This window comes from Acinetobacter sp. L-24 (assembly GCF_056857555.1).
The window spans coordinates 24,610-47,335 of sequence record NZ_JBSXNI010000029.1; the positions used below are offsets into that span (position 1 = coordinate 24,610).

Genomic DNA, 22,726 nt, shown 5'->3' on the forward strand with positions numbered 1-22,726 from the left:
ATGGAAATGATTCGAGAATATGCGGATTGGTTCTACCTGATTGGTGCCGTTCTTTTTATCCTGACGCTACGTGGTTTATCAGGTCCTAAAACTGCGATTGCCGGTAACCGTTACGGAATGATCGCGATGGCCATTGCGGTCATGACCACCTTCTTTGTGGCTGAGAATCCGGTTGTCTGGATGATTATTGGTGCAATGGTGCTGGGTGCAATTGTGGGTATCGCCCGTGCACGTACAGTTCCAATGACGCAGATGCCTGAAACTGTGGCGCTAATGCACTCATTAGTGGGTCTGGCTGCGGTCCTGATTGCTGTCGCTGCCATTATTCACAACAACAAATTGATTGAACTAGGTCCAGACCTGTTGGCTGCCAATGGTGTCAATTTCCATGAAATGAGCCGTGTTCATTTATTTGAACTGTTTGTGGGCTGTTTCGTGGGTGCGATTACCTTTACAGCATCAGTCTTTGCTTACGGTAAACTGGCTGCAAAGAAATGGGCAAAAACCATTTCAGGTGCATGGGTGAAACCGGTTCAGGCGATCATCTTTATTGCTATGTTAGGTTTTGGTGTTCACTTCTTCCTGACGGGTAATATGACCTCGTTCTGGGCGATGACAGGCCTTGCGCTGGCATTCGGCTGGGTATGGATTGCACCAGTCGGTGGTGGTGATATGCCAGTGGTGGTATCGCTACTCAACTCATTCTCAGGTTGGGCAGCAGCTGGTATTGGTTTTACCTTAGAAAACAACATGTTGATCGTTGCAGGCTCACTGGTGGGTTCTTCAGGTGCGATTCTGTCTTACATCATGTGTAAAGCGATGAACCGCTCAATCATCAACGTTTTGTTTGGCGGTGCGATGGGCGGTGCAGCTGCGCCGACAGCAGGAGCAGGTGAACAGGTCCAACGTAATCACCGTTCTGGCTCGGCAGATGATGCAGGCTTCCTGATGTCAAATGCAGACAGCGTGGTGATTGTACCGGGTTATGGTATGGCGCAAGGCCGTGCACAAAATGCGGTAAAAGAATTGGCTAACTTGCTAAAAGAGCAGGGCGTAACGGTTCGTTTTGCGATTCATCCTGTAGCAGGTCGTATGCCAGGTCATATGAACGTACTACTTGCTGAAGCGGACGTACCGTATGAAGACATCCTGGAAATGGATGAGATCAACTCGGACTTCCCGGCAACAGATGTGGTGCTAGTGATTGGTGCGAACGACGTTGTGAACCCTGCGGCGAAAGATGATCCAACATCGCCAATTTATGGTATGCCAATTCTGGAAGCCCATAAGGCACGTACGATTATGGTGATCAAGCGTTCTATGGCAACCGGTTATGCGGGTCTCGACAATGACTTGTTCTATAATGACAAGACCATGATGATCTTTGGTGATGCCAAGAAAGTGGTGGAAGATATGACTAAAGCCATTAATGGTACGGGTCACTAATCATCTAAATCATTAGAATCCTCCTAAGTCCCCCTTTTAATAAAGGGGGATTTTTTATTTTATATCTTGGGAAAAGGATGATTGAGTGATCATCGAACGTCTATGTTGATGATGAATTGATCCTAAAATACCAATCAAATCGGTGCATAAGACAAGATGGAAATTAAAAAATAGCGAACAGATTGAGTTGTATTAATGCTTATAAAGTTAGATGAACAGGCAATAAAAAAGCGACCTACACAGGTCGCTTTTTTGAATATTCGGTTTTTACGCTACAGATTCAGTATCTGTAGGATTGCGCCATAAGCTTTCTAGGTCATAGAATTTACGCGCTGTTGGAAGCATACAATGAACCACCACATAACCAAGGTCGATGAGGATCCATTCAGCATCACGTTCGCCTTCAATACCAAGAGGGCGGAAGCCAGCTTTACGTGCTTCTTCAGCAACGTTATTGGCCAATGATTTGATATGACGTGTCGATGTACCGCTTGCAATGACCATAGCATCAGCCACATTACTGATACCGCTGACATCAAGCTCAACAATTTCTTTTGCTTTTACATCTTCAAGTGCAGCATGTACGACTTTTAAGCAGTCCTGTACAGCTTGAGAATTTGAATTCATAGTAAGATCGTGAGAATTAGAAGCGCTGGGCGATGGTTCTAAATTCATGGGGAGTGTAATTTCCTAACAATTATGCATGGTCTAATATAGCGGTTTTAGTCCTGAATTTCAAATGAAGCCGCAGTCCACTCAGTCATGCTCCGGAAAGAACTCAGCTTTCCAGTCAAAGGAATCGTTGGAATGTCCGCTAGGTTTATACTCGGCAGCGACATAACCTTGATATTGACTATGTTTTAACCACTGAAATATATCATGATATTGAATTGAACCCGTATTGGGTTGATGCCGTGCCGGACAATCCGCAAATTGGATATGACCAATCGAGGCAATATTTTCTTGCAAAGTTTCCAGTACATCTTCGCCCATCATTGCCATGTGGTAACAGTCATACTGCATTTTTAAGCCCGGATGATGTACCGCTTCCAGCATTTCCTGTGCTTGAGCAACATTTTGAATCAAAAAACGTGGCATATCGATGCCATTGATCATTTCAAAGACCGGTTCAATTTGATGCTCAAGCAGCATTGAACAGGCCATTTTCAGGTTACTCGCCAGCGTATTCAGGCAGGGCAACAGATCACAGTCCAAGGGCTGTTTTCCTGCCAGAATATTGACCCGGGGTACATTCAACGTCGTGGCATACTGGATGGCCTGCTCAACCGCATGACGAAACTCGATTTCCTGTCCTGGAATGCCAGCCAGACCATGACCGCCCTGCATTAAATCACCTGCCGGTACATTAATCAGGCACAAGTTTAGCTGATGGGTGCTGAGCTGGTTTTGAATCTGGCCAATCGTAAGTTCATAAGGAAACTGGATTTCCACATGATTAAAGCCTTGTGCACGAGCCAGCGCGAAACGTTCGATCAGCGGCACTTCGGTAAAAATCATCGACAGGTTGACGGCAAGTTTAATCATGTCTTTCTCTTCAATATTCAAGGCCGCATCAATCAAGCGTTATGAATGTTTTAGTTGCTGGATTACAGTAGCCAGATCTGCTTCGGCAAAGCCTTGGGCTTGATGAGCATGTAACTGCGTTAAAGCTTGAGTCGCCACCGGAACATCCAGGTCAAAGCTTTGTGCCAGTTGCACGGCATTATTCAGATCCTTGGATAAAGTCTGCACTTTCCATTGCACCGGTTCAAAAGTTTGCGTGGCCATACGGGGGGCCAGAATCTGAAAAGGCTTGGAGTCAGCAAAACCACCCGCCAGCGCAGGCGCCAGTAAACGTGTATCCACCCCGGCAAGTCCAGCAAGGGCGACCGCTTCTGCGATCAAGGTGCTATTGGCAGCCACAATCAGCTGATTACAGATTTTAGTCGCCTGACCGGTACCCGTATCACCCATGCGGGTCACGCGTTGTGAAAGTACTGCATAGATCGGATTAAGATTTTCAATCGTCGTGGCATCACCACCAGCAAAAATCACCAGACTGCCTTGTTCAGCCCCGGCGGTACCGCCTGAAACCGGAGAGTCAATCCAGGTTACTTTCTTGGCCTGTGCTTGTGCTGCAAGTGTTTGGGTTTGCTGTACTGAAAGGCTGGAGAAATCTACAATCACTTGCTCCGTAAGCAAATACGGTTCGATCTGAGCAAAAACAGATTGCACTGCCTGATCATCTGCCAGGCAGGTCAGAATCACCGGGTAATCTGTAATCTTATCCAAAGATAGCGTAGTTGCACCTAGATCCAGCAAGGGCTCACAGGCAGATGATGTACGGTTCCAAACCGCCACCTGAAAACCTGCCTGAAGCAGACGTGTGGCCATACGAGTGCCCATCAGCCCCATACCTAAAAAGGCAATTTTAGTATCGCGATTCAACTGCATACTTTCTCTTATTCCTTGCTTTGACTCAGACTCGACTTATTTATATTGGCGCGGTACAAACTGAACCTCTGGGTTCTTGTCTTTTTTACGGGCCAGCTGGCTATTTTTACCCAGCAGCAATTTCAATTGCCAGATTTTTTCCATACGCAGGGATTTGTTCGGACGATGCTGCATGGCATCCAGTACAAATTTAGAGGCCATCAGCGCATCTGGGGAACGTTGCAGCATTTCTTCAGCCAAGGCTTGTGCTCTTCCTAGTGGCTGTTCATCGACATGGGTGATCAGACCGATTTCTTTGGCATATTCGCCCTCAAAAATCCGGGCAGTCAAAGTCAGCTCTTTTGCCAGATCAATACCAATCAGGCCTTTCAGTGAGCGGCTGAGTCCCATGTCTGGCACCAGTCCCCAACGGGTTTCCATAATTGACATTTTGGTCTCAGGATGGGCAATGCGTATGTCTGCGGCCAGGGCAAGCTGCATCCCGGCACCAAAACAGAAGCCCTCCATCGCGGCAATCACCGGAACCGGTAATTCCTGCCAGACCAGAAATGCTTTTTGAAACAGGCTTTGACCCGGACGAATCAGCTCCCAGGCAGCATAAGCACGATTTTTAGGATTATTTAAATCGGCCAGATCAATACCGGCACTAAAGACTTGGGCTTCACCCGTTAAAATCACACAACGGATGCTTTTATCTTTTTTGATTTTCTGTGCAGTCGCTACCAGTTCGCGCAGCAGGGCAAAGCTCATGGCATTGCGTTTATCCGGACGATTCAATGTAACAGTGGCAATGCCGTTATTTTTTTCCAAGCGCACGAGTGACATGGCATTCTTCCTTATTTTTCCTGGCTTGAGCATAGCATGCAGCCTTTAGGCTTGCATGACAGCTCAGTCACACTTGAGTAAGTTAAGAACTGAGCAGCTTCAGAGGTTTAATTTAAATGTTGCTTCAAAATTTGCTGGGCAGCTTGTTCAACCTGTTCAACCACGGCTTTGAGTTCATCAAAATATTTCAGTACCTCTTGAACAAAGCTTTCATCGGCCTTACGGCGCTCTTTACGCAAGGTAGAAACGAACTGCTCAAGGCCACCGGTGACTTTTTGCAAAGTAGGAGCACCGACATAGCGGGTCGCGCCATAGAGACGATGCAACACATGTTCCAGTTGTGGGAAATCTTCCAGTTCAATCAGTTGCTGCATTTCATCGAGTTCATCTGCAAAGCTGTCTACCAGCATGCGTAACAGGTCTACCGCCAGATCCTCCTTATTGGCTGCCAGTTGCAGGCTTTGCTGCCAGTCCAGAATATTCGGATCCAGAGCATCAATCACATTGGCACGTTCCAGTACCGGAATCCGTTTAAAATGCTCGGTGGTCCAGTGCGTCAAAATTTGGATAATCTGCTCGATCTGAATCGGCTTGGTGACATAATCATCCATGCCGTTTTGCAGCAGTTTATGTTTTTCATCAGAAAGTGCATGCGCCGTCAGGGCGATAATTGGCAGGCGACTATGATTTTCAAAGGTCGATTCCAGCGAGCGAATGGCACGGGTGGTATCGATCCCCGACATCACCGGCATCTGAATGTCCATAAACACCAGATCAAACGCCGGTTGTTCCTGTTCATAACGGCGCTGAATAATATCGATCGCTTCCTGTCCGCTGAGGGCTTTGGTCGTGGTGACATTGAGTTCGCCCAGCAAGGCTTCCAGAACAATCAGGTTGGGCAAATGATCATCCACGGCCAGAATATGCAGGCCTTGACCATTGAATTCTTCATGCTGTTCCTGATCGAAGACCGGCTGATTGCCGAGTAACTGAATCAGCGCGCTGCGGCTGAGTGGCTGATGCAGGGCACGGGCACGATGGTCATTGAGCATGCCTGGATCCAGTTGCATCTGATAACCATAGACAGCCAGATGACCCTGATAACGTGAACGGATTTCGCGTAACAAGACTTCACTGTCACCACTATGATCGACGATCAGCCAGGTATTTTCGCTATTCTGTAAATGATTCAGACGGCTAAACAGATCCAGAATCGATGCACATTCAATATGTTTAACCTGATAATTTTCCAGATAATGACGCAACACATTCGCGGTTGCCGGGTGTGCAAGATAAGACACCACGGTCAATTCGCTAAAATCAGGATGCTCAATCACGGTATCTTCATCGACCAGGAACTGGGCAGTAAACCAGAAAGTCGAGCCTTTTTCGGTCGGGGCACGTTCCTGGTTGTCTTCAAAACCAATCTGGCCATGCATCAGGTTCACCAGCTGTTTGGAAATTGCCAGACCAAGACCGGTACCGCCAAACTGACGGGTCACCGAGGTATCACCCTGCGAGAAGGACTCAAACAGCTTTTTACGGTCGGTACCACTCAGGCCAATGCCGCTATCCTGTACACTAAAATGCAGCACACACTGATCCATTCCATCATGTTCCATGCGTGCCCGGACAATGATTTCTCCATCCGGAGTGAATTTGATCGCATTGGAAATCAGGTTGGTCAGAATCTGTTTAAATCGTAGCGCATCACCAATAATGTGTTTTGGCACACCATCTGCATAATAGAAGGCCATATCAATATGTTTTTGTGCTGCCAGAGGTGACAACATGTCCATCACATCAAAAATCGCTTCTTCCAGATCAAAAGGTGCCGTTTCCAGTTCCAGTTTGCCGGCATCAATTTTGGAAAAATCCAGAACATCATTGATCAGTGCCAGCAAATGCGCCGAAGACTTACGAATGGTCTGCAAATACAGGCTCTGTTCGTTGCTGAGATTGCCCTGACGTAACAACAGATGAATAAAACCATCAATACTGTTCAGCGGGGTGCGCAATTCATGGGAAATATTGGCCAGAAACACCGACTTGGCCTGGTTGGCCGAGATCGCCTGGTCGCGTGCCTGACGATAGGTAATATTCTGGACTTCTAAAGTGTCGAGGGTGCGGCGTAAATCGTCTTCGGTCTGTTCGGTATGTTCACGCAGTTCCAGAAAGCTGAAATGCAAACGTTTCACCACATTGGCGATATCACGTTGCAATAAACGCAGCTCGCCGGTGCTGTTAATCACCATATGCTGGCCGAGGGTATCGGCATTCAGGCGTTGCAATTGCATACGAATCTCATACATTGGGGCGATCCAGCGCCGTGAGTAGAAATTCAAGCAAAGTAATAACAATAATAAAGTCAGTAATCCGGTCGCAATCAGTACGATCAGTACTCGGTAACGGGCAATTGCTAGCGGCTGATTATCCAGCTCAATTGCCAGCCAGCCGGTAGAAAAAGTGTTTTCATTCACTTTAATGGCATAGATATGATTATCTTGATGCAGAATCGGGCCAACAAAATTACCGCTTTTCTCAAATTCTGGCCAAGGCGCCTGTTCCTGAAAACCGATGCCCAAACGGTTCTTGCCATTTTCGTCCAGAACCGCTGCTCGAACCAGATGCTTTTCATTCAGCATGTTCTGCATGGCGTTGTGGGCTTGGTCATATTGCCAGGGATACAGATTCAAGATATCCAATGCATATTCTGAAGTACCTTGAAAGCGGGTCAGAATCGCAATGGCCATCTGCTTCTGCTGGGCACGTGCGGCATTCGAGGTTTCAGTCAACACCAGCATGGCGCCGACACAGGCCAAAATGGTAATCGGCACAAAAATCAGCGCAATCAGCTGTCCATAGGCATGATTTAAGTGTAGGCGTTTAAACAGCTTTTTGTTGATCGTTGACATGATTTAAGCAGTATTTTCTTTATGCCTGGCATATTAGCATGCTTTAAATCGACAGTTAAAATTTAAGCATAATTTTTATAAAGCTTCGGATTAGCAGTTAAAAATACAAGAGATTTCAGTTAATTTTGCTCAGGTACAGCAAGACTAAGACGCACGAAATTTCAATCTGTAAAAGTGCCAGACTGAAATAGTATTTTCATCTTCATTAGCGAGCTGCTTCACCTGGCTAAATTATCGGGAAATGTAGTTTATGACTTGATAGTGTGTGAGTTTTAGTGAGCTTTCTGAAAAAGCCTTGCTAAATGGGTGCAGGGAAAAGCATTTTTTCATACAATAGCCGCACCTCGATATAGGTGCAAATAATGAGTAATACCATCCCTGATTTTCAAGCAGATGAATTTTTGTTAGACCATTATGTAGGCAAAACGCCGCTGGTGCGTTTACAGCGTCTGGCAAGTCACACTCAAGCTACAGTACTCGCGAAACTCGAAGGCAATAACCCGGCAGGTTCGGTCAAAGACCGTCCGGCCTATAATATGATCATGCAGGCCGAGAAGCGTGGGCAGATCAAACCGGGTGACACCCTGATTGAGGCAACGAGCGGAAATACGGGGATTGCATTGGCGATGGTCGCAGCAATGCGTGGCTATAAAATGAAGCTGATCATGCCGAACAATATGAGTCAGGAACGTAAGGACGCGATGCGTGCGTATGGTGCCGAGCTAATTGAAGTAACCAAAGAGCAGGGCATGGAAGGTGCACGTGATCTTGCTGCTCAAATGCAGAATGATGGCGTGGGGCTGGTGTTGAATCAGTTCGGAAATCCGGACAATGTCGAAGCGCATTACCTGACCACGGGTCCAGAAATCTGGCAGCAAACCGGTGGCAAAATTACCCATTTTGTCAGTTCTATGGGTACCACCGGCACCATCATGGGTGTGTCGAAATACCTGAAAGAAATGAATCCTGATATTCAGATCGTCGGTTTACAGCCATCTGATGGTTCAAGCATTGCCGGAATCCGTCGCTGGCCAGAAGAATATCTGCCAACCATTTTCGACCGTAGCCGTGTGGATCGCATTATTGATATTCCACAAATCGAAGCTGAAAAAACCATGCGCAAGCTGGCACAGAAAGAAGGCATCAGTGCCGGAACCTCTTCTGGTGGGGCAGTGTGGGCCTCGATTAAACTGGCGGAAGAACATCCGGATGCAGTGATTGTGTGTATTATCTGTGACCGTGGTGACCGTTACTTGTCTACAGGGTTATTCTCTGTACAAGATCCTGAATAATTATTTGAGCACTGTTTTATGCGCCTGCCTGTTTTAACTTTCGATATTGAAACCCAAACCGATCTCAAATCAGGCGCGCATCTGTTTGGTCTGGACCTGCCCGAAGCAGATCTGGATCAGGCCCTGACCAAATTACGCCGTCAGGATTCAGGCTCTGATTTTCAGCGTTTACCGCTGCATGAAATTGTCTGTATTTCCGGTTTATGGATGGATGAACAGGGTATAAAGCTGTTTTCCTTTAGTCGAGAACAGCATTCTGAAGCAGAAATTTTGAAAAAATTCTTGTCCATTTTTGACAAGCGACATCCGACTCTAGTGAGTTGGAATGGCTCACAGTTTGATTTACCAGTAATTTTATACCGCGCCATGTATCATGGACTCTCTGCACCGAGTCTGTTCGATCAGGGCGAAATTGATACGCAAAAGCGTTATAATAACTACCAGAATCGTTACCATCATCGTCATGTTGACCTGATGGATGTGATGGCCATGTTTCATGCCCGTCATTTCCAGAAGCTGGATGATGTTGCACATTTGCTGGGTTATCCAGGCAAGCGCGGTGACGGAGCCTATCGGGTTCCGGAATATGTCCGCAATCAGCAATGGACCGAACTGACGTCTTATTGTGAAGGTGATGTCCTGAATACCTGGCTGGTGTATATCCGCTGGTTGCTGTTAAAAGGCCAGCTGTTACTGCCGGATTATCAGCATCTGCTGCAAAGCACGATTCAATATTTGCAGACTCAACCGCAGCATGCGGACTTTTTATCAGTTTGGCGTGAGACTTCGCAACGAACTGAATTTACCCAATTTGATTTTCCCATCTCCATACCCTAGGTTTTCATGAAACATCGAGCACAAGCACGTCCTATCCAGCAACCCGAGTACATTTTTCAGGTTGAGTCACTATCGCATGAGGGACGTGGTATCGCTCATTATGGTTCACATCCGGATCATCCGCAGCATAAACATGGTAAGAAAGTCTTTATCCGTTATGCCTTGCCGGGTGAAACCGTGCGTGCCCGCATTACCCGTGAAGTTAAAAAACTCGAAGAAGCCGACAGTCTTGAATTGTTGAGCGACGCTTCCGAGATTCGCGTGAAGCCGGTGTGTCCGCATTTTGGGATCTGTGGTGGCTGTAATATGCAGCATATCGCTGCGGATGCGCAGATTGAACTGAAACAGAATGTGCTGAAATCGCATCTACAGCATTTTGCTGGAATCCAGCCTGATCAATGGCTACCGCCTTTACGTTCACAACGTGAAGATTATCGCCGTAAAGCCCGGATTGGGGTGCGTTATCTACCTTCCAAGGATCAGCTGGTGGTGGGTTTTCGTGAGAATCAGTCCAACAAACTGACACCGATTGATCGCTGTATGATCTTGGATCGCGAGTTTGGCTCGGTTACACGTCTTAAACAATTGCTGCAAGGTCTGAATGGTAAGGCCGACATCGGTCATATAGAATTGGCCATGGGGGATCAGGACATTGCGCTGCTGGTGCGTGAAACTGCAAAATTATCTGCCGATGATGTCAACCAATTGCGCGAATTTACGTTACAGAAAGGCTGGCAACTGTATCTGCAGCCTGTTGGCAAAGAAACGCTTTCGCGAATAGATGATACAGAAGCATCTGCACGCTTACACTATGGTCTTGATGACTTTGATGTGAAATTCGGCTTTAATCCTCTGGACTTTACTCAGGTAAATTCAAGCATCAATCCGCAAATGGTACGATTGGCATGTGATTTGCTACAACTGCAACAGGGTGAACGGGTTCTGGATCTCTTTTGTGGATTAGGAAACTTTTCCTTACCTCTTGCGCGCTGTGTTGGTGCGTCGGGTCAGGTGATTGCGGTCGAGGGAAGTGATGAAATGGTTCGACGTGGTGCGGAAAATGCCAAAAACAATGGTATTGCACAAATATCGTTCTATTCACAAGATTTAACCAAAGATTTCTCGCACCACACTTGGGCAAATCAAGGTTTTGATGCATTATTAATCGACCCGCCACGTGCCGGGGCAGAAGAAGTGATGCATTATATCCCTCAGTTTGGAGCTAAAAGAATCGTTTATGTGTCATGTAATCCTGCGACACTCGCCAGAGATGCAGGACTCTTGGTACAACAGGGCTATCGTCTCACCCAAGCGGGCGTGATGGATATGTTTACACATACTGGACATGTTGAATCAATCGCATTGTTCGAAAAAGAAAATCAAATAAACGATTAAAGAAATGATGTTTTTAAAAGTAGGAGACGGGTATGGTCACAGTACGTGAGCAACTCCCTGGACGACTCAATGAGTTGTCACAGGAGACGACTGTAGAACATGCCGAACAAGCACACCAGGATCTGACTGAATGGTTGGATCGGGTTCGTGGCATATTAGATGGCGCACCTTTAACGCAGCTCGAAGAAGTCGCCCACTTAACATTAGAAAGAGAGCTGCAAAGTACGGTTCAGCACCGCTCCAATACCTTTTATACTGGTATTGAAATGGCGGATATTCTGGCGCATCTGCATGTCGATGAAGATACTTTGTCCGCAGCCATGCTGTATCGTGCTGTTCGTGAAGGCGTCATGCCACTCAGTGAAGTATTGGAACAGTTCGGCGAACAGGTGCATAGCCTGGTCAAAGGTACGCTTGCCATGGGTAAGCTGTCTGAGCTGATCGAAAAAAATAAACGCCTGGAAGATCATTTCAATAATAACCAGCGTGAACATCTGTCTGGCATTTACAAAATGCTGATCTCGGTCACCGAAGATGTACGTGTCGTTCTGGTCAAGCTGGCCGAACGTACCTATGCCTTGCGTGAACTGGCCAATTCCTCGCGTGAGCGTCAGGAACGGGTGGCCCGAGAAATTCTGACCATTTACTCGCCACTGGCACACCGCTTGGGCATTGCTCAGTTGAAGTGGGAGCTGGAAGATCTGGCTTTCCGTTATCTTGCGCCGGAACGTTATAAAGAAATTGCTTCCTTACTGAATGAAAAGCGTCTGGAGCGTGAACAGTATATTCAGTTTGTGATTGATAAATTACGCAATGAATTGGCTGAGCATGGCATCGAAGCTGAAATTAATGGCCGGGTGAAGCACATTTATTCGATTTATCGAAAAATGAAAAGCAAGAACCTGAGCTTTGACCAGCTCTATGATATTCGTGCTTTACGGGTACTGGTGAAAAGTGTGCCGGAGTGTTATCACACTTTAGGTATTGTGCATCAGATCTGGCGCCATATTCCGCATCAGTTTGATGATTACATTACCAATCCCAAAGCCAATGGTTATCGTTCTTTACATACTGCGGTGATTGCCGAGAACAAGTCACTTGAAGTGCAGATTCGTACTCATGCAATGCATGACGAAGCTGAACTTGGGGTGTGTTCACACTTTAATTATAAAGAAGGCGCGAAAACCACAGATCGCTCCTTTAACCATCGTCTGCATTCCTTGCGTGCGGTACTTGAGCATTATCAAGAACGTAATGAAAGCAGTGCACATAAAGAATCTGAAGATGAAATAGAGAATTTTGAGCATATTCAAGATTTTGAAGGCTTTGAAAAGATCTATGTGTTTAGCCGTGATGGCGATATCAAAGAGCTGCCGCGTGATTCGACCGTGCTCGACTTTGCGTATCATGTACATACCGAGGTCGGGAACAAGTGCTATGCCGCACGGGTGAATCAGCGCTATGTGCCGCTGACCTACACTCTGAAAACTGGTGAACAGGTTGAAATTCTGACCAAAAAAGACCGGGAACCGAACCGGGACTGGCTGGTTAATTCGCTGGGTTATATCAAGACTGCCCGTGCGCGAGATAAGTTGCGTCACTGGTTCCGTCAACAGGATCGCAGCAAGAACCTGGAAGTCGGCCGTGAAGTACTGAACAAAGAATTGTCACGTCTGGCAATTCATCCGAAATCGATTGATCTGAGTGATTATTGCAACCACTTCAATGTCAAAACCGGTGATGACATTCTGGTGAATCTGGTCAATGGCGATATCAGCTTGCATGCTCTGATTAATCAGGTGAACCGCCATATGCATCTGGATCAGGACGAACCTGAACTGGTGCTAAAACCTGCCCTGAACCCGCGTGCCAGTCATACGCTGTCAGCGCACGGGATTCTGATCGACGGTCTGGATAACGTGGAATTGCATGTCGCGCAATGTTGCCAACCGGTGCATGGTGAGTCAATTGCAGGTTATATCACTCTGAATCGGGGGGTGAGCATTCATAAGGTCGCTTGTCCGGACTATGTGCGTATGATTTCTCAAGAGCCTGAGCGTGCGGTAGAAGCCGATTGGGAAATGCAGCCGACTCGCGGTCAGAGCGTACAGATTGTGGTGGAAGCTTATGATCGACGCGGTTTGCTCAAAGATCTGACGCAAGTGATTTTCTCGGATCAGATCAATATCCGCCAGGTGAATACCATTTCGGAAGCGGATGGTATTGCCAATATGAAGCTGTTGATTGAAGTCAAAGGTTTGGCACAACTTTCCAAGCTATTGGCCCGTCTAGAACAGCAGCCGGGAATTATCAGCGCGCGCCGTCTGGTACAGGGCACTTAATTGCTCTTATGTAAGTTTAAAAAGCCTGCAATTCAATTGCGGGCTTTTTTATTGTAAGGTATTTAAATTACATGCATAAAAAAATAGACCAACAGACCGAGATGAGCGCGACTGAAATATTTGAACGTAGACGAAATAATCTGGCCAAGGTCATTGATCTGCTGATCGAGACACAGCAATTTAAAACTGGCAAAGAAATCTGTGAGCATTTCGGTTTGTCAGCCTCATATATTGCGCAATTACTGAATAGCAAACGTCAGATCGGGGAGAAGGCAGCAAGGGAACTGGAACAACAACTGGGTCTAGATGTGCTCATTCTAGATCAGTCGACTGAACCAAAAGTTGAATTATCTCCAATTCCAGCGCAAGGTGTACTGTTGCAAATGCAGGTGGTGCAACAGCAGGCATTCGCACTTATCTCCTTGGATTCAGCGCTCTCATTCAATCAGGATATTTTTCATCTGCAAGCACAGCATTATGCGATTTGGGTAGCAGGGCCGTATTATTTTCCCAGCTTAAAACCGGGCTGGTGGCTGGTTTGTGACAAACAGGCCGAGTTATCCACTGCAGGCATACTCTGTGTGTATCTGCTCAATGGCTTGCAGCTCATTTTGCAACTGGTCAGTGAAACTCAGGATCATTATGAATTTCAAAGTCTGGATGAAAGCAGAAAGGTGGTTTTCCAGAAAACTGATATTGAGAAAATCCATCCAGTCATTGCGATTATTCCCGCTGCCACATATTCAAACGGCAGAAATAATTCAGCCCATCATAAGACGGGCTGAACGATGAACATGAAACAGAACAGATTATGGAATCTGGTTCTCGTCTTCAAATTCTGGTTTCACCTGAACAATAAAGTCCTGACGGTTTAGACCACGCCACAAGGCAAAGGCCGTACCGATATAGATGGACGAATAGGTCCCGACAAAGACACCAACAAACATCGCGATCGAGAACCATTTCAGACCATCGCCGCCCATCAGCATCATGGCAAGCACCACCAGCAATAAGGTCATAGAGGTATGAATGGTACGACGCAGCGTTTCAGTCAGGGCAATGTTAATGATTTCGACCGGTTCTGCACCACGAATCTTACGGAAGTTCTCACGGATACGGTCAGAGACCACGATATTATCGTTCAGTGAGAAACCGATGATTGCCAGTAATGCTGCCAGTACCGTGAGGTCAAATGGCCACTGCATCATCGCAAAAATCCCGAGGGTGACGACAATATCATGGAATAGCGACAAGACCGCGCCGATCGCCAGTTTGAACTCGAAGCGGATGGTGACATAGACCAGCATCAGCAGGAGCGCCAATGCCACAGCACCGCCAGAACGGACATAGAGCTCATTACCGACCTGGCCACCGACGACATCGACCTTCGGTACTTCTGCCGCATTATTTGGCAGTTGCACCGCTGCTGTAACCGCTTTGGTCAGGTCTTCAGCTTCGATGTCTTCCTGAACCGGCATACGCACCATCAGGTCACGTTCAGAACCTAAAGTTTGCACCACAGCATCATTAAAGCCTGCCTGGCTCAATGCCTGGGAGACATCTTCAGGTTTGACCGGATTGGTATAGTTGAGTTCGGCTGCCACACCACCGGTAAAGTCCAAACCAAGGTTCAGGCCTTTGGTGGCAATAAAGAAGATACTCGCAACGGTTAGGATGATTGAAAACAATGCCGCAGGCATCGCAATCTTCATAAACGGAATAATGCGTTCGTCTTCCGGGCGACCGTACTGTTTTTGATTCAGTTGAGTATTTTCAGTCATCAGTGATCTCCTTAAATGCTCAACTTTTTCAAGTTACGTTTTTTGCCATAAATGAGCTGTACCACGGCACGCGTTACTGTAATGGCAGTAAACATCGAGCAGACAATACCAATCATCAGGGTTACGGCAAAGCCTTTGATCGGACCTGTACCAATCGCGAACAGAATGAACGCCACCAGGAATGTGGTCAAGTTCGAGTCGAAAATGGTGTTATAGGCACGATCATAACCGGCCACAATCGCCTGTTTTGGCGAAGCTCCCCATTTCATTTCTTCCCGTATTCGTTCACAGATCAGTACGTTGGCATCGACCGCCATACCGATGGTAATGACGATACCGGCAATACCCGGAAGGGTAAGGGAAGCGCCAATCCAAGACATGACTGTCAGAATCATCGCCAGGTTAAAGACCAGTGCAAAGTTGGCAATCACACCAAACACACGGAAGAACACCACCATCCAGATGGCAACCAGAAGGAAACCGATCTGAGTTGAAAGTACACCTTTGTCGATGTTCTCTTGACCCAGACTTGGACCAATCACACGTTCTTCAACAAAATACATTGGTGCAGCCAACGCACCTGCACGCAGCATCAAGGCAAGTTCAGCAGCTTCTTGCGGTGAGTCCAGACCGGTAATACGGAACTGAGAGCCTAGTACTGCCTGAATGGTTGCAGCGTTAATTACTACAGACTCAGTATATGGTGTACGAACTTCAGTCTGAGTGCCGGTCGCAGGATCTTCCACATAATTAATGCGTTGTTTGTTCTCGATGAACAAGACGGCCATACGTTTGCCGACCGCATTACGGGTCGCATCCGACATCAGTTTGCCGCCTGCGCTGTCCAAGGTAATGTTAACTTCAGCACCGCCTGTGTCTTGGCTAAAGCCACTTGATGCATTCTGAACACGTTCACCGGTTAAGATACGGTTACGGTTCAAGAGGAGCTGACGACCACTGTCCAGTGACTCATAAGCAAAGACTTCTGTGCCTGCTGGCAATGCACCCGTTGCCTGACCGGTATATGGATCAATATATTGATCATTCAGGTCAGACACCAGACGGAACTCGAGGTTCGCGGTACGACCTAAGACACGTTTCGCTTCAGCGGTATCCTGCACACCAGGAAGCTCAACCACAATACGGTTGCTGCCCTGAGTTTGAACCAGTGCTTCTGCCACACCTAACTCGTTAATACGGTTACGTAAAGTGGTCAAGTTCTGATTGACAGCATAAGATTCAATTTCTTGCTTACGCACATCAGTATAGTTTAGACGTAAGGTCGAACCGGTCTCGGTCGCAACAGCCTGCTGGGTAAACTCATTGCCATTACGGCGCAAGAAGTCCATCGTTGCAGAACGATCATCATTGTTGGCAAACTGCATCACAATGGTGTTGTTGCTTAAATTCAGGCTATTAAATTTCAGGTTGTTATCACGCAACTGACGACGTAGATCCGTCGCAGAGGTTTCCATGCGCTGGGAAATGGCCTTGTCCATATCCACTTCAAGCAAGAAGTGAACACCACCACGTAAATCCAGGCCAAGCTTCATTGGTTTGGCACCAATTTTTTGCAGCCATTCTGGGGTGGTCGGGGCAAGGTTCAGTGCAACCACGTAATCATCACCTAAACCACGACGTAAAGCCTCTTTGGCTTTAAGCTGTGATTCACTTGAATCTACACGTAATAAGGCTGCATTGTTGCCAAAGCTATTGTCATGGGTGGCAATATTTTCAGTTTTTAAAATTTGCTCTGCTTTTTGTACGATGCTTGCATCAATTTGAGTACCGGCTTTGGCACCCGAAATCTGTACAGCAGGTTCATCTGGATACAAACTTGGCAGGGCATATAAGGTACTGATCACCAGGACAACCAGGATCAGTACATATTTCCATGCTGGGTAACGCATTCGTTTTCTTCTTAAAATGAAAAAGTCGTGCGAGGGCACGACTATTTTTGATTAAAGGTTATTTAAAGTGCCTTCAGGGAGGACTGAAATCACACTTGCACGTTGAACTTTGACTTCTACACCACGGCTCAATTCAACCACTGCGAAGTCACCTTCAATCTTGGTGATTTTGCCCATTAATCCGCCTGCAAATACCACTTCACTGCCAACGCCAAGGCTGTCGACCAAAGCACGGTGTTCTTTGGCACGTTTAGATTGAGGACGCCAGATCAAGAAATAGAAGATTGCAATAAAAACAGCAATCATCAAAAGGTTCGCCATCATGCTTGGTTGTTGTGCAGCTTCACCTGCAGCGTGAGCAGTCGAAATAAAAAGGCTCATTACATTTTCCTAAAATAAAAAACTGGTGATCAACTCGATAATAAATTGATATATTCTTGCAATTTACATTGTCTTTTTCCTCAGCGCAAATACTGATGGATTAATCTTGCGGACAAGGTGGCACTTCCAGGCCACGGCGGGCATAAAAGTCATGAACAAATTCGTCAAATGTACCGTTGTCTAATGCATCACGCATCGCTTCAGTCAAACGCAGGTAATAGCGCAGATTATGAATCGTACCGAGCATAGAGCCGAGCATTTCTCCACATTTCTCAAGATGGAATAAATAGGCACGGGTAAAGTTCTGGCAGGTATAGCAGTCGCAATGCGGATCGAGTGGACTCTGGTCATGACGATATTTACTATTACGGATCCGCACCAAGCCGTCTGTCACAAAATAGTGACCGTTACGTGCATTTCGGGTTGGCATCACGCAGTCAAACATATCCACACCACGACGTACCGCTTCCACAATATCTTCAGGCTTGCCGACACCCATCAAATAACGCGGTTTGTCTGCAGGCATTTTTTCTGGAAGATAATCCAGTACCTTGATCATTTCCTCTTTTGGCTCACCAACGGACAGGCCGCCAATCGCATAACCATCAAAGTCGATTTCTAGCAGGCCTTTTAAAGATTCATCACGTAAATCTTCATACATGCCGCCTTGAATAATACCGAACAGCGCATTACGGTTTTTCAGCACGTCATGATGCTGGGTTTTACAGCGTTTGGCCCAGCGTAAAGAAAGTTGCAACGATTTTTGCGCTTCTTCATGCGTCGCAGGGTACGGGGTACATTCATCAAAAATCATTACAATGTCAGAGTTCAGCGTGTGCTGAATATCCATTGAAATTTCAGGAGATAAAAATACTTTTGAACCATCAATCGGCGAGCGGAAGGTCACACCTTCTTCTTTAATTTTACGCATTGCGCCCAGACTGAAGACCTGGAAGCCGCCTGAATCGGTCAAAATGGGACTATTCCATTTCATGAATCCGTGCAGGCCGCCATGTTCACGAATTACATCCAGTCCTGGACGTAGATACAAATGGAAAGTATTGCCCAGAATGACTTGAGATTTGATCTCTTTAATGTCGCGTGGTAACAGGCCCTTGACCGTACCATAAGTACCCACAGGCATGAACATCGGGGTTTCCACCACACCATGTTCAAGCGTTAAACGACCACGACGGGCACGGCCCGACTGACCTAATTTTTCAAACTTCATAGGAGTTCCACATCAAGGCGAAAAAACAGTTCGCTGATTGTTATAGCTAAAGGGCGCTATTTTCCTTGATTCTTACACTAAACGCCAGCATTGTAGAGCATTCGCTCTGTAATTTTATTTATCGCTGAAGCTAGAGAACATCCGGAGATATTGGCGGATGGGCAGAAAACTGCTGCAAGCGCTGCTGGATATCTTCCCGGTTAAAGGTGCAGCTGCCATCCGGCTCAGAGGCCATTGCAGCGATATGCTGGATCAGTTTCTGGATATAAATATTGCTATCGGCAAAGTAGGATTCCAAGGTCAGCAAATAGGCATCTTGTGCCACTTGCAAATAGTCATAAGGCTCCATCACCAGCATCTGCTCCAGATCAATCAGAATATCCTTGTCGTTTTGCGAGAGTTTCAAGCGTTTCTGCATGGCAGGTAAATGAGTAGTTTGTCTGGATGCCAGAAATTCTTGTAAATGAACATGGGCCGGATTAAGTGTCTGTGCAGATTGGCATTCAAATTCGACTTGGGTGGGCAGGCTCATGAAAAACATGATGCTATCCAGATCCAGACCATAGGCTTCAGAAAGACGATGTTTGGCCTGTTTAAAACTATCCAGCAATAACTCCAGATGCGTCGCGTGCAGCTGTTTGTGCTGTGCCAATACCGGATGGCCAAAGCTATGCTGGGTTTTAAAATAATCGGCCAGCAAGGTTTTAAAGGGGATGAGTCCTGAGTCGGGTGAAGTGTGGGCCCGATAACGCCATTTCTGGACATTCCAGCGATCCTGTTCCGCCAGATATTGCTGAGGATCTTCTGGATCTTTAAAAATACTACGTTCAGTCGAGATCGCCAGATTATCCAGCAGTAAAAATTCGTCAAAGACCAGACTACAGGCATAGATTTCATCATCCTGATAATGGTCGTATAACCGATAAAATTCCTCGACCAGCATCTGTTGCAAGTGCTCTAAATAATCCAGCATAATTTTTATTCTTTATTTTATAAGTTTTAGACAGATACAGCCGCATCCTTGGCTATTTTTATAATAAGTTAATGCGCCAAGGATGCAAAATTTTATCAGATCTTGCTGTTCACTCAGTGAAAGTTCGGACGGTAATCAAAATTCTGGGTCACGCTTTGATCACGGAAAGGCCGCACCACTTTTTTTCTGAGCAACATATTGTTAATGATGTTGTGTGGAAAAATCTGGATCTGGTTATTAAATAGCTCGACATTGCGATTATAAATGGTAATCGCAGCACCGACATTTTCATTCTGTTCTTCAATTTCAGCCATCATTTTCAGATAGATGTCATTGGCTTTCAGCTCCGGGTAATTTTCAATCACCACATTCAGGCTATGCATCAACTGTTTATTCAGGCTTTCAATGCGTTGTAACTGCCCAATATCGGCATCCTTGATATTCAGATTCACGATGTTCTGACGCAGTTCGGTGACTTTTTCAAGCGTACCTTTTTCAAAACTCGAGTATTGCTCGACCAGCGGTTGTAGCCCATCCAGAATTTTCAGTTTTTGCCGTTCATAACTGGCGACATCCGACCAGGCGCGAATCGTGGCGTTATGATGACGGACAATACTGTTGCGGATCATGATAATCGCGACAATCAGTGCCACAATGACCAAACATAAAATCAAAAATCCCATCCGAGATCTCCCCAAGCTATATCTATATTTAAAAAATGATGCGAAAAATTTATTTTAAAAACTGCAGCAGATCATGTTGTAAGTTTTCGAGCTGTTTTAATTTAAACGTTCTCAGGTGACCGCGCAATGTGGAAATATCGCTAATATTCTGCTGCTTGCTCGATACCTGAAATAAATCATGTGGCCCCAGATAGCACAGCATCTTGTTTTCCGGGTGAAACAGTAAATCACCCTGACGCTGTTCAAAAAAGTCGGCCAGTCGTAGGACAAAACCTGGACTGAGTAATTTGGCAGTTTGCAGCGGATCACTACCATAAAAGCTTAAGCGCTGATTGGTGCGAATATCGCTGCTGTGCCAGGGATGGCTATAAGGATAATAAAATTTCTTTCTGGAAGTCGTAACGGCCAGTCCCTGAATCTGGATATCAAACACAAACACGCCCCACAGGTCTTTATGAACCTGCATCAGTTTGACTGGCTGACCTTCCTTGTTTCGGGCCTGCACTTCATCAATATAGTGGTATTGGAAGAGTAGTACCTGATGTTGCTGGCCATTTTCGTCTTCCCAGACCGTGCTGGCATAACGTTGAATTTCATTACTCAACGAACCTTGATTGAATACTGGAAATAATTGTTTTAAATGCCGGATAAAGTGCAGGGGATTGAGTGGCATGGAAATATGCTGTGGCTGTTTTTGAAAGGCAAGCTGATATTTCTTGGCCAATGCCTGTTCTTCCAGAAAAGCAATGACTTCCTCTAAGGGCTGCTGCTGTTCATAGCAAATATAGGCCCAGAAGATGCAGAGACAGCCGAGGAAAACACTGCCCTGAATCCAGATATTTCCCGGCGCAATAAAAATGCTGCCAATCAGAAAAAGCCCAATTCCGGCAAGCGCGAGTGGCAGGTTATTTTCAAACTTGAGCGTAATCGGGCCATTCCAGGGATGCAATCCGTCTAGCAGTTCCTGATGTGTTTTTGCCTGTTGGCTCAGATCCCAAAGCCGAGCGATATTTTGAAACACCACTGCATTTTTCTTGCGGCGAATATGAATGGACTGTTGTACAGACTCGATCGGCATGGGCAATGGTTCTCGCTTATTTCGCCTGATCAATCAGCATGGCATCGCCATAACTGAAGAAGCGATACTGGCTGTCTACTGCATGCTTATAAGCATTGAGAATATTGTCACGATTGGACAAGGCAGACACAAGCATTAACAGGGTCGATTCTGGTAAATGGAAGTTAGTGATCAAACGATCGACCACTTTAAACTGATAACCCGGATAGATGAAAATCTGGGTATCACCTGTCCAGGCTGCCAGTTCACCGTTATGTGCTTGTGCTGCACTTTCGACTGCACGGGTGGCAGTCGTGCCTACAGAAATGACTTTATTACCGCGGGCTTTAGTCTGACGAATCATCTCGACCGCAGTTTCAGGGACGTCGCACCATTCGCTGTGCATGATGTGATTTTGAATATCATCGGTACGCACTGGCAGGAAAGTACCTGCACCAACATGTAGGGTCACAAAAGTTTTTTGAATCCCTTTGGCTTCCAATTTTGCCAACAGATCGGCATCAAAATGCAGGCTGGCAGTAGGTGCTGCAACGCTGGCCAGTTTGGTTGGGTCATTAAACACGGTTTGATAACGTTCAGTATCAATCTCTTCCGCTTCACGGTTGAAATAGGGCGGAATAGGGAGGGCGCCATATTTGTCTAAGACGTCTAAAATCGGCTGTGAAAATTCCACAATAAACAGATTTTCATGACGGCCTTGTACGGTCACTTTCACTGCATCCGGGCCAATAAAAAGTTCTGCACCGGCTTTCGGAGTGTTGCTGGCCTTAATATGACAATAGGCAATAAAGCGATCTTGCATACGCTCAACCAGCACTTCTACCGCACCGCCTGAAGCACGTTTACCTTTTAAACGGGCCTTCATGACTTTGGTGTCGTTTAATACCAACAAGTCGCCGTCTTCAAGTAAATCCAGAATATCGGTAAATTGATGGTCATGATATTGACCTTGGGCATCGAGGTGCAACAGGCGAGAGGCACTGCGTGTTTCCAGTGGGTAGCGAGCAATCAGCTCATCGGGGAGATCAAAATTAAAATCAGAAAGTTGCATGATGATTTACGCTAAAAAAACTGCGGCTAGTATAAACTTTTTTCTTTTTTATGGCGGGAATTGCTCGATTTTAAAACGAAAAAATGCGATTTGTTTTAAAAATAAACAAATGCAAATATTCTGCGTTGACAG

Annotated in this window: 19 protein-coding genes; 6 read left to right on the forward strand and 13 right to left on the reverse strand. The window is 46.2% G+C overall.

Annotated elements, in window-relative coordinates; all coding sequences use genetic code 11:
- Window positions 1-1,446, forward strand: coding sequence for an NAD(P)(+) transhydrogenase (Re/Si-specific) subunit beta (locus tag AC13CK_RS03325; protein WP_005248072.1), 1,446 nt, complete (start codon window positions 1-3; stop codon window positions 1,444-1,446).
- 267 nt (window positions 1,447-1,713) lie between these two features.
- Here the strand turns inward: AC13CK_RS03325 and rsfS are convergent, their stop codons facing one another.
- The 5 genes from rsfS to AC13CK_RS03350 form a co-directional block, all read right to left on the reverse strand.
- Window positions 1,714-2,121 carry a ribosome silencing factor gene (gene rsfS / locus AC13CK_RS03330; protein WP_425880103.1) on the reverse strand — a complete coding sequence of 136 codons (408 nt, stop codon included), beginning with the start codon at window positions 2,119-2,121 and terminating at the stop codon, window positions 1,714-1,716.
- Window positions 2,122-2,202: 81 nt separating this feature from the next.
- The gene (locus tag AC13CK_RS03335; RefSeq protein ID WP_425880104.1) at window positions 2,203-2,991 is read right to left on the reverse strand and encodes a hydroxypyruvate isomerase family protein; all 789 of its coding nucleotides are present in this window, start codon (window positions 2,989-2,991) and stop codon (window positions 2,203-2,205) included.
- 39 nt (window positions 2,992-3,030) lie between these two features.
- Window positions 3,031-3,900, reverse strand: a complete 870-nt coding sequence (locus AC13CK_RS03340; protein ID WP_425880105.1) for an NAD(P)-dependent oxidoreductase — start codon at window positions 3,898-3,900, stop codon at window positions 3,031-3,033.
- A 36-nt stretch (window positions 3,901-3,936) separates the two neighbouring features.
- Window positions 3,937-4,725: a crotonase/enoyl-CoA hydratase family protein gene (locus AC13CK_RS03345; RefSeq protein WP_005106080.1), complete on the reverse strand. Its 789-nt coding sequence runs from the start codon at window positions 4,723-4,725 to the stop codon at window positions 3,937-3,939.
- Window positions 4,726-4,832: 107 nt separating this feature from the next.
- Entirely contained in the window at window positions 4,833-7,640 is a 2,808-nt protein-coding gene (locus AC13CK_RS03350) for a GacS-like sensor histidine kinase (RefSeq protein WP_425880106.1), read from the reverse strand.
- A 362-nt stretch (window positions 7,641-8,002) separates the two neighbouring features.
- Here AC13CK_RS03350 and cysM point away from each other — a divergent pair, with 362 nt between their 5' ends.
- From cysM to AC13CK_RS03375, 5 genes are all read left to right on the forward strand, one after another.
- Window positions 8,003-8,932 (forward strand): cysteine synthase CysM, encoded by a 930-nt coding sequence (gene cysM / locus AC13CK_RS03355; RefSeq protein ID WP_004281649.1) that lies wholly within the window; start codon window positions 8,003-8,005, stop codon window positions 8,930-8,932.
- 18 nt (window positions 8,933-8,950) lie between these two features.
- Window positions 8,951-9,769, forward strand: coding sequence for a 3'-5' exonuclease (locus AC13CK_RS03360; RefSeq protein ID WP_425880107.1), 819 nt, complete (start codon window positions 8,951-8,953; stop codon window positions 9,767-9,769).
- Between the two features lie 6 nt (window positions 9,770-9,775).
- Window positions 9,776-11,164 carry a 23S rRNA (uracil(1939)-C(5))-methyltransferase RlmD gene (gene rlmD, locus AC13CK_RS03365; RefSeq protein ID WP_425880108.1) on the forward strand — a complete coding sequence of 463 codons (1,389 nt, stop codon included), beginning with the start codon at window positions 9,776-9,778 and terminating at the stop codon, window positions 11,162-11,164.
- Window positions 11,165-11,196: 32 nt separating this feature from the next.
- The gene (locus AC13CK_RS03370; protein WP_005106083.1) at window positions 11,197-13,506 is read left to right on the forward strand and encodes a RelA/SpoT family protein; all 2,310 of its coding nucleotides are present in this window, start codon (window positions 11,197-11,199) and stop codon (window positions 13,504-13,506) included.
- Window positions 13,507-13,607: 101 nt separating this feature from the next.
- The gene (locus AC13CK_RS03375) at window positions 13,608-14,291 is read left to right on the forward strand and encodes a hypothetical protein (RefSeq protein ID WP_222112429.1); all 684 of its coding nucleotides are present in this window, start codon (window positions 13,608-13,610) and stop codon (window positions 14,289-14,291) included.
- 24 nt (window positions 14,292-14,315) lie between these two features.
- Here the strand turns inward: AC13CK_RS03375 and secF are convergent, their stop codons facing one another.
- The 8 genes from secF to queA all read right to left on the reverse strand — a co-directional run bounded on the left by secF (window position 14,316) and on the right by queA (window position 22,594).
- On the reverse strand, window positions 14,316-15,290 hold the full coding sequence (gene secF, locus AC13CK_RS03380) for a protein translocase subunit SecF (protein WP_425880117.1): 975 nt from the start codon (window positions 15,288-15,290) through the stop codon (window positions 14,316-14,318).
- A gap of 8 nt (window positions 15,291-15,298) precedes the next feature.
- Window positions 15,299-17,197 carry a protein translocase subunit SecD gene (gene secD, locus AC13CK_RS03385; protein WP_482830941.1) on the reverse strand — a complete coding sequence of 633 codons (1,899 nt, stop codon included), beginning with the start codon at window positions 17,195-17,197 and terminating at the stop codon, window positions 15,299-15,301.
- Window positions 17,198-17,248: 51 nt separating this feature from the next.
- Complete coding sequence (gene yajC / locus AC13CK_RS03390) at window positions 17,249-17,578, reverse strand: preprotein translocase subunit YajC (protein WP_004645158.1); 330 nt, start codon at window positions 17,576-17,578, stop codon at window positions 17,249-17,251.
- A 100-nt stretch (window positions 17,579-17,678) separates the two neighbouring features.
- A complete protein-coding gene (tgt, locus tag AC13CK_RS03395; protein WP_005252828.1) occupies window positions 17,679-18,809 on the reverse strand; it encodes a tRNA guanosine(34) transglycosylase Tgt in 1,131 nt (376 codons plus the stop codon).
- A 130-nt stretch (window positions 18,810-18,939) separates the two neighbouring features.
- Window positions 18,940-19,782 carry a DUF4303 domain-containing protein gene (locus tag AC13CK_RS03400; protein ID WP_425880109.1) on the reverse strand — a complete coding sequence of 281 codons (843 nt, stop codon included), beginning with the start codon at window positions 19,780-19,782 and terminating at the stop codon, window positions 18,940-18,942.
- Between the two features lie 113 nt (window positions 19,783-19,895).
- Window positions 19,896-20,465, reverse strand: a complete 570-nt coding sequence (locus AC13CK_RS03405) for a LemA family protein (protein WP_425880110.1) — start codon at window positions 20,463-20,465, stop codon at window positions 19,896-19,898.
- Window positions 20,466-20,514: 49 nt separating this feature from the next.
- Complete coding sequence (locus AC13CK_RS03410) at window positions 20,515-21,543, reverse strand: hypothetical protein (protein ID WP_425880111.1); 1,029 nt, start codon at window positions 21,541-21,543, stop codon at window positions 20,515-20,517.
- A gap of 16 nt (window positions 21,544-21,559) precedes the next feature.
- A complete protein-coding gene (gene queA / locus AC13CK_RS03415) occupies window positions 21,560-22,594 on the reverse strand; it encodes a tRNA preQ1(34) S-adenosylmethionine ribosyltransferase-isomerase QueA (protein WP_005248041.1) in 1,035 nt (344 codons plus the stop codon).
- Window positions 22,595-22,726: the final 132 nt, after the last annotated feature.

Excerpts from the sequence above, each read along its gene's own strand:
- AC13CK_RS03360 (WP_425880107.1), top strand. The coding sequence starts at position 8,951 with ATGCGCCTGCCTGTTTTAACTTTCGATATTGAAACCCAAACCGATCTC.
- AC13CK_RS03350 (WP_425880106.1), bottom strand. The coding sequence starts at position 7,640 with ATGTCAACGATCAACAAAAAGCTGTTTAAACGCCTACACTTAAATCAT.
- yajC (WP_004645158.1), bottom strand. The coding sequence starts at position 17,578 with ATGAGCCTTTTTATTTCGACTGCTCACGCTGCAGGTGAAGCTGCACAA.
- rsfS (WP_425880103.1), bottom strand. The coding sequence starts at position 2,121 with ATGAATTTAGAACCATCGCCCAGCGCTTCTAATTCTCACGATCTTACT.
- AC13CK_RS03400 (WP_425880109.1), bottom strand. The coding sequence starts at position 19,782 with ATGCTGGATTATTTAGAGCACTTGCAACAGATGCTGGTCGAGGAATTT.
- AC13CK_RS03325 (WP_005248072.1), top strand. The coding sequence starts at position 1 with ATGGAAATGATTCGAGAATATGCGGATTGGTTCTACCTGATTGGTGCC.
- rlmD (WP_425880108.1), top strand. The coding sequence starts at position 9,776 with ATGAAACATCGAGCACAAGCACGTCCTATCCAGCAACCCGAGTACATT.
- secD (WP_482830941.1), bottom strand. The coding sequence starts at position 17,197 with ATGCGTTACCCAGCATGGAAATATGTACTGATCCTGGTTGTCCTGGTG.
- AC13CK_RS03405 (WP_425880110.1), bottom strand. The coding sequence starts at position 20,465 with ATGGGATTTTTGATTTTATGTTTGGTCATTGTGGCACTGATTGTCGCG.
- AC13CK_RS03370 (WP_005106083.1), top strand. The coding sequence starts at position 11,197 with ATGGTCACAGTACGTGAGCAACTCCCTGGACGACTCAATGAGTTGTCA.
- cysM (WP_004281649.1), top strand. The coding sequence starts at position 8,003 with ATGAGTAATACCATCCCTGATTTTCAAGCAGATGAATTTTTGTTAGAC.
- AC13CK_RS03410 (WP_425880111.1), bottom strand. The coding sequence starts at position 21,543 with ATGCCGATCGAGTCTGTACAACAGTCCATTCATATTCGCCGCAAGAAA.
- AC13CK_RS03375 (WP_222112429.1), top strand. The coding sequence starts at position 13,608 with ATGAGCGCGACTGAAATATTTGAACGTAGACGAAATAATCTGGCCAAG.
- AC13CK_RS03335 (WP_425880104.1), bottom strand. The coding sequence starts at position 2,991 with ATGATTAAACTTGCCGTCAACCTGTCGATGATTTTTACCGAAGTGCCG.
- tgt (WP_005252828.1), bottom strand. The coding sequence starts at position 18,809 with ATGAAGTTTGAAAAATTAGGTCAGTCGGGCCGTGCCCGTCGTGGTCGT.
- AC13CK_RS03345 (WP_005106080.1), bottom strand. The coding sequence starts at position 4,725 with ATGTCACTCGTGCGCTTGGAAAAAAATAACGGCATTGCCACTGTTACA.
- AC13CK_RS03340 (WP_425880105.1), bottom strand. The coding sequence starts at position 3,900 with ATGCAGTTGAATCGCGATACTAAAATTGCCTTTTTAGGTATGGGGCTG.
- queA (WP_005248041.1), bottom strand. The coding sequence starts at position 22,594 with ATGCAACTTTCTGATTTTAATTTTGATCTCCCCGATGAGCTGATTGCT.